The organism is Cellulomonas sp. ACRRI, assembly GCF_022346185.1.
GTDB lineage: Bacteria > Actinomycetota > Actinomycetes > Actinomycetales > Cellulomonadaceae > Cellulomonas.
On the sequence record NZ_JAKRMS010000165.1, the window covers coordinates 1 to 7,566 of the forward strand.

4 protein-coding genes are annotated in these 7,566 nt (G+C 78.0%); all 4 read left to right on the forward strand.

The genetic code is table 11. From position 1 onward, the window contains the following. Positions 1-3,270 (forward strand): discoidin domain-containing protein (locus MHY85_RS19240; RefSeq protein ID WP_239199655.1); only part of this gene is annotated, 3,270 nt, incomplete at its 5' end. A 37-nt stretch (positions 3,271-3,307) separates the two neighbouring features. Continuing rightward, entirely contained in the window at positions 3,308-4,195 is an 888-nt protein-coding gene (locus MHY85_RS19245; RefSeq protein ID WP_158372839.1) for a glycosyltransferase family 2 protein, read from the forward strand. Continuing rightward, positions 4,192-5,436, forward strand: a complete 1,245-nt coding sequence (locus MHY85_RS19250) for a glycosyltransferase family 4 protein (RefSeq protein ID WP_239199657.1) — start codon at positions 4,192-4,194, stop codon at positions 5,434-5,436. Before MHY85_RS19245 ends, MHY85_RS19250 begins: the two co-directional genes overlap by 4 nt. Positions 5,437-5,488: 52 nt before the next feature. Next, positions 5,489-7,566, forward strand: a 2,078-nt coding sequence (locus MHY85_RS19255; protein WP_239199660.1) for a glycosyltransferase, incomplete at its 3' end; no start/stop codon positions are given.

A 7,566-nucleotide genomic window follows, 5' to 3' on the forward strand; every position in this document is an offset into this window, starting at 1 on the left:
GGCCGGCCGACGCCGCCCCGCCGCCGGTGGGGTCGCCGCGGCGTGGTCCTGGGCCTGACCGCGGTGCTCGGGGCGTCGGCCGGCCTCGGCGTGTGGCAGCTCGCCGCGCAGCGGTCCGGCGCCGGCGACCGCGCGGTCGCCAGCGCGCCGACCGCCGGCGACCCGGCCGCCCGGATGTGCGGCGTCGCCGACCCGGACCGCTACGCGGCGCTGCCCGCCGACGCCCCGGTGGCCACGGTGCAGGCGCTGGCCGACCTCGGCGACGTCGTGCCCGCGCAGCTGGCGGCGGTCGGCGACCACGTGGCGGCGCTCCAGGTGGACGACGGCACCACCACGATCAGCCGCTGGTCCGCCGCCGGGAAGGCGGGGACGCCCGTGGTGGTCGACGGGGGTGACGACGCCCCCACCGGCTTCGCGCTCACCGCCGACGGCGGCGTGCTCACGACCGACGGCTCGGGCGACGGCGCGACGGTCGCGCTGTGGGCGGCCGGCTCCGCCGACCCGGGCACCACCTGGGACCTCTCGACGCTCGACCGCGGCGAGGTCCGGTCGGTGCTCGGCTGGACCGCCGGGCGCTCCGGCGTGCTGGCGAGCGTCGTGCTCGCCGACTCGCACCGCCTCGCGCTGCTCCGCGCCGACGGCACGGTCGACGGCGACGGCCCGGAGCTCGACTGGGGCTCCTACCCGCGCTTCTACCCGCAGGACGACGGCTCGCTCGTGCTGATGAGCGACGCCGACGACCAGTCGTCCTCGATCGCGCTGGTGCAGTACGCCCCGGACGGCACCCCGGGCCTGCGGCTCGAGGGGCCGCTCTCCGGCGGGTCCAACGGGCGCGCGCCGGGGCTCGACCACCCGACGGGCGTCGCCACCGCCGCGGACGGCGGGCTGCTGCTCGCCGGGCCGACCTGGCGGCTGCTCGAGGTCGGCCCGGACGGGGTGTGGCGCCGGCAGACGCTCTCCGGCGAGGGCCAGGGCTCGACCTTCCGGTTCGCCGACCTGACGCCCTTCGTGCGCGGCGGCGACGCCGTGTACTTCGCGTCCCCGCGCGAGGAGGGCGGCGGCCTGCAGCTGTCCCGCGTCACCGACGCCGACCTCGACCTGCTGCTGGACGCCCCGATCGTCTGGGACGTGAACCACGCGTCGTCGCTGGACCTGCTCGGCTTCGGCGCCGGGCTGGCCACCGACGCGGTGGACGACTACGTCGCGCCGGGTCGGACCCCCGCCGTGCACGCCACGTTCACGGCGGCCTGGGGCGCGCTCGCCGACACCTACGAGCTCCGCTACGCCGTGACCGGCGACCCGTGGCTGGACCCGCCCGTCGAGGGCACGTCCGGCACCGTGGCCATCCCGGCCGACGGCGGCGAGGTGCCGCTCGAGGTGCCCGCCGGGCGACCCGGCCCGTACGAGGTGCACGCCGAGCTCGTCGAGAAGGCCACCGGCGCCGTCCGCACGGCCACCTGCCTGCGGTACGCCGTGGGCGCGGAGGGTGCGACCTTCGACCCGGCGTCCCTGGCGGACGGCGCGGACTGGGGCGGGGCCGGCCCCCTGCGCGGGGTCCAGCTCGCCGCGCAGCTCGGGCTCGGCAGCCACCGGGTGCAGCTCGACTTCGGCCGGCTGGTGCCGGACACGACCGCGACGCCGTCCGTCGGCGCGCTCGACCTGTCCGCGCTCCCCGGGGCGGAGGAGGGTGACCCGTACGCCGGGATCGCCGCGGCCGCGGCGCTCGCCGCGGACTCCGACGTGCAGCTGTACGTGCAGGTCGGGCAGGGCGGCGAGGCGGAGGCGACGGCCGTCGCGGACGGCACCTGGGGCGCGTGGGTCGGGGCGATCGCGACCGCGCTGCGGACCGGCGCGCCCGACCTGCACCTGTGGGCGCCGTGGAACGAGCCGAACAACACCGGGTTCGGCGACGGCGCGGCCTACGCGACGCGGGTCCTGGCGCCGTTCGCCCAGGCCGTGCGCGGGGTGGACCCGCAGGCCCGCGTCATCGGCGGCAACGCGCTGAACGTCGTCGTGCCGTGGTACCAGCAGGTCGTCGACGCCGGCGGCTGCGCCTCGATGGACGTCGTCGGCATCCACCCGTACACAGGGTTCAACCGGTCCTGGGACGAGGAGGGCGCCGACGGCCCGATCGGCCAGATCACCGCGCTGCGGCAGGTGCTCGCCGCGTGCGGCGCCGACGTGCCCGTCTGGGACACCGAGTCCGGCTGGTGGTCGGACGGCCCGGCGAACCACTGGGCGCAGGCGTACGACGTCGCCCGCTCGCTGCTGTGGATGCGCGAGCTCGGCGTCGACGAGTGGATGTACTTCTTCAGCGAGGGCGGCTGGGGCGAGGGCGGCTTCACCTGGTCGCTCGTCCAGCTCGGCTCGTTCGTGAAGCCCGGCGCGCTGGCGATGGCCGCCGTGTCCGGGGTGCTCGACGGCCGCGGGGCGCCCGACGTGCTCGACACCGGCGACCCCGCGCTGCACGCGATGGCGTTCGGGCCGGCCTCCGGCGCCCCGTCGCCCGCGGGCAACCCCGCGCCCGCGGGCACCCGGGACGACCCGCTGCTCGCCGTGTGGACGCAGGACGAGGTCACCGAGGCGCTGGTCACCGCCGACGCCGCGACCACCGTCACCGTGACCGACGTGTACGGCGGCACCCGCACCCTCGACCTGGCCGCGGGCGTGCCGACCGCGGTGCGGGTCACCGGGTCGCCGGTGTTCCTCACCGCGGACGCGGCCCTCGCCCTCGCCCCGGCCGCCGACGCCGGCGCCGACCTGCTGGCCGGCGGCGCGGTGACGGCGAGCTCCAGCACCGACGGCACCGACCCGGCCGACCTGGTCGCCGAGGGCGGGGCGGGCGCGAACCCCTGGCGGGCCGGGGCCCGCACCGAGGACGGCCCGGACAGCAGCCCGTGGGTGCAGGTCGACCTGGCGGAGCCGGCGACCGTCGACCGCGTGGTCGTGGAGAGCGCCGGCATCCGGTGCTGCACCTCCGGGGTCCGCGCCTACACCGTCGAGGTGCAGGACGAGGACGGCGCGTGGCAGGAGGTCGGGCGGCAGGACGGGCTCTTCCTGGCCCGCACCACCTCGGTGACCTTCGAGCCGCGCACCGTCACCGCCGTCCGGGTGCAGGTGCCGTCGACCACCACCCGGGGCGTCACCGTCCCGGACGTGAACTACTCCGGCCAGTCCGGCGGGCTGCTGCCCGCGTGGGAGCCGGTGCAGCCCGAGCCGACGTGGCCCGTGTCGCTGGTGCGCCTCGCCGCCTACGGACCCGCCGCATGACCGCCACGACCGCCACCCGCTCCCAGGAGGGACGACGATGAGCCCCAGGGCCACCGTGGGCATGCCCGTCTACAACGGCGAGAAGTACCTGCCCGCCGCGCTCGACTCGGTGCGGGAGCAGGACGAGGCCGACCTCGAGATCGTGATCTCGGACAACGCCTCGACCGACGCCACCGAGGAGATCTGCCGCGCCGCCGCGGCCGAGGACGACCGCATCCGGTACGTCCGGCTGCCGGAGAACCGGGGCGGGCGGTTCAACTTCAACCACGTGCTGTCCCTGGCGACCGCCCCGTACTTCACCTGGGCCGCCGCCGACGACGTCCGGCGCCCGGCGTTCGTCCGGCGCTGCCTGGAGGTGTTCGCCGAGTCGGACCCGGCGACCGTCCTGGTGTACCCGCGCACGCAGATCATCGACGCGGGCGGGATCGTCACCGAGGACCTGAACGACGCGGACCTCGCGTGCGACGAGCCGACCCCGCACGAGCGGATGGGGCACTTCCTGCGGGCGCAGGCGGCGCACCTGTTCTACGGCCTGCACCGCACCGAGGCGCTGCGCCGGACCCGGGGCATCCGCCCGACGGTCGGCAACGACCTGGTGATCCTGGCCGAGCTCGCCTGCCAGGGGCCGTTCGCGCTCGTGCCCGAGCAGCTGTTCCTGCAGCGCCGGCACAGCGAGCAGTTCTCCCAGCAGGGCCAGGCGCAGGTGGCGTGGCACGCCCCGTCGGCGTCGGTCCGGTTCGCCTTCCCGCACACGAAGGTGAGCGTCGAGCTGGCGCGGGGCGTGCTCGCCTCGGACGTGCCCGCGGCGGAGAAGGCGCGCGCGCTGGCGACGATCCCGGTGGCGTGGACGATCCCGCGCTGGCGCGGGCCGGCCGCCGACGTGTGGGCCGCGCTCGGGCTCGAGCCGCGGAGCCGGCGCCGGTGAGCGCGTCGGGAGGGTCCGGCGGGTCCGGCGGGACGGGCGGCGCGGACGGCGGCGACGCCGGGGCGGGCGCGGCCGCGCGCGTGCCCGAGGTGCACGTCCTCACCCCGGGCGACCACTTCTCCCCCCGCACCGGCTCGGCCATCCCGACCGTCGTCGACGGGCTCTGCGCGGCGCTCCCGACGGGCGCGACCCCGCGACCCCGGGTCGTGGTGGCGGACGGCACGTACCCCGACCGGTACACCAGCGCGGACCCGGTGGGCTACCCGCTCGCCACCGCGCGCCCGGCCGACCGGTACCTCGACGCGCTGGCCGGCCGGCTCGGGCTCCCCCGCCCGGGCGTGCGGCGCACGCTGCGCCCGACCCTGGCCGACCAGGACGCGTGGGAGCCCGGCGTGGTCCTCGCGCACAACGCCCCGCAGCTCGTGCCCCTGGTGCACGAGCGGCACGCGCCGGTGCTGTACGCGCACAACCTGCTGCTGCGCACCTACTCCCCCCGCGAGGCCGACCGCGTCCTCGGCCGGGCGGCGGCGATCGTGTGCGTGAGCGGCGCGCTGGCCGACCAGACCGCCGCGCACCTGCCCGCGCGGCTGCGCGACCGGCTCCGGGTGGTGCCGAACGGCGTGGACACCACCCGGTTCGTGCCGCGCACGGACCCGGCCCGCGGCGAGCGGCTGCGGGTGCTGTTCGTCGGCCGGATGATCCCGGACAAGGGCGCGGACGTGGTCGTCGACGCCGTGGCGCGCCTCGGCCGGGACGACGTCGACCTGACGGTGGTCGGCTCGCAGAACTTCGACGCGGGCGCGGCGCCGTCGCCGTACGAGCGGGAGCTGCGCGCGAAGGCCGCGGCGCTCGGCGACCGGGTGCGGCTGCTGCCGTTCACCCCGCGCGCCGAGGTGGCCGCGGTCTACCGGGAGGCGGACGTCGTGGTCGTGCCGTCGCGGTGGGCCGAGCCGTTCGCGCTCACCGTCATGGAGGGCATGGCCAGCGGGGTCCCCGTCGTCGCGTCGGCGATCGGCGGCATCCCCGAGGTCGCGGGCGACGCGGGCGTGCTGGTGCGCCCGGACGACCCGGCGGAGCTCGCGGCGGCGCTGGAGGCGCTGGCGGACGACGAGGCGCTGCGGCGCCGGATCGGGTCGCGCTGCCGGTCGTGGGCGCGGACGCACGACTGGGCCTGGGCGCGCGGGCGGCTGGACGCCGTGCTGACCGAGGTCGCCGGCGTTTCACCCACGCCGGTCGGGTGAACCTTTTGCACCAGATGTCCGATTTGTGGAGGTGACCGGCACGATGGTCCCCATGCGCGTGCTCCGGGTGTCCCACAGCGCCGTCGTCACGGCGTGGCGCGGGCGGGAGTCCGCCCTGCGCGCCCGCGGCCTGACGGTGCGGACGCTCAGCGCGCGCACGTGGGCCGAGGGCGGCCGGGACGTCGACCTGGAGCCGCAGCCGGGCGAGGACGTGGTCGGCGTGCGCACGGTCGGCCGCCACCCGAACGTGTTCCTCTACGACCCGCGCCCGATCTGGCGCGCCCTCGGCGAGGACTGGGACGTGCTGGACCTGCACGAGGAGCCCGCCGCCCTGGCCACGGCCGAGGTGCTGCTGCTCCGGGCGCTGCGCCGGTCGCGCGTCCCCTACGTGCTGTACTCCGCGCAGAACATCGCCAAGCGCTACCCCGCGCCGTTCCGCTGGTGGGAGCGGCGCGCGCTGCGCGGGGCCGGCGCGGTCAGCGTCTGCAACGCCGAGGCGGGCGACGTGCTGCGCGCCAAGGGGCTCACCGCCCCCGCGCACGTCATCGGCCTCGGCGTCGAACCCCCCGGCGCGCGCGACGCGGTCGCCGGGCACCCGGGAGCTCAGGACGCGGGCTCCCGGACACGGGGCGCTCGGGACGAGGGCGCCCCCACGGACGCCGGCGTAGTCGGTGCGGCCGCCCCCGCACGCACCGGCTACGTCGGCCGCCTCCTGCACCCGCACAAGGGTCTCGACGTGCTGCTCGACGCCGCCGAGGCCGAGCCGCGGATCACCGTGGCCATCGCCGGCGCCGGCCCGCACGAGGCCGCGCTGCGCGCACGGGCCGCGACGCCCGCCCTGGCGGGCCGGGTGACGTTCCACGGGCACCTGTCCGGGGACGCGCTCGACGCGTTCTACCGGGGGCTCGACGTGCTCGCGGTGCCGTCCGTTCCGACGCCCGGCTGGCTGGAGCAGTTCGGCCGGGTCGCGGTCGAGGCGATGGCCGCGGGCGTGCCCGTGGTGGCCTCGGACAGCGGGGCCCTGCGCGACGTGGTCGGCGGGGCGGGGACGCTCGTGCCGCCCGGCGACGCCGGCGCGCTCGCCGCGGCGCTGGTCGCCGTGGTCGACGACGCGGGCCTGGCGGCGCGGATGCGCGCGACGGGCGCAGAGCGGGCGGCCGAGTACACCTGGGCGGCGATCGCGGAGCGCTACGAGGCGATGTACCGGCAGGTCGTCGCGGACGGCGGCCCGGGCGGCGGCGTGGGCGCGGGCGACGCCGGCGATCCCGAGGTGGTCGTCGTCGCCTACCACGCCGCCGGGCTGCTCGGGCGGGCGCTCGCGCCGCTGGCGGGCGCGCTGCCGGTCACCGTGGTCGACAACTCCGGCGACCCGGAGGTCCGGCGCGTCGCCGAGGACGCCGGCGCGCGCTACCTCGACCCGGGCGCCAACCTCGGCTTCGCCGCGGCCGTGAACCTCGGGGTGCGCGCCGCCCGTCCCGGCGCGGACGTGCTGCTGCTGAACCCGGACGCCCGGGTCGACCTGGACGGCGTGCGCGCGCTGCACCGCGCGCTGCGCGCCGAGCCCGACCTGGCCGCCGTCGGCCCGGCGCAGGTGGACGACGACGGCACCCCCGCGCGGGTGCGCTGGCCCTTCCCCACCCCGGCCGCCGCCTGGCGCCAGGCGGTCGGGCTCGGCGTGCCGGAGACGCGCGAGGGCTTCGTGATCGGCTCCGTGCTGCTGCTCCGGCGGGCCGCGCTCGCGGCGGTCGGCGGGTTCGACGAGCGGTACTTCCTGTACTCCGAGGAGACGGACTGGCAGCGCCGCGCGCACGACGCCGGGTGGCGGTCCGCCGTCGTCGAGGACGTGCTCGCCGGGCACGTCGGCGGCGGCACCAGCACCGACCCGACCCGCCGCGAGACCCACTTCCACGCGTCCCAGGAGCGGTACTTCCGCACCCACCACGGCGCGGCGGGCTGGGCCTCCGCCCGCGCGGCCGTGGTGCTCGGGGCGGTGCCGCGCGCGCTGCTCCCCGGCGACCGCGGCGAAGCCGCCCGGCTGCGGCTGGTAGGCGACGACGACCACCTCGGGATCGCCGGCGTCGCCCGCGCCCACGCCGCCGCCCGGGCCGCCGTCCGCGACGACCTGCCGGT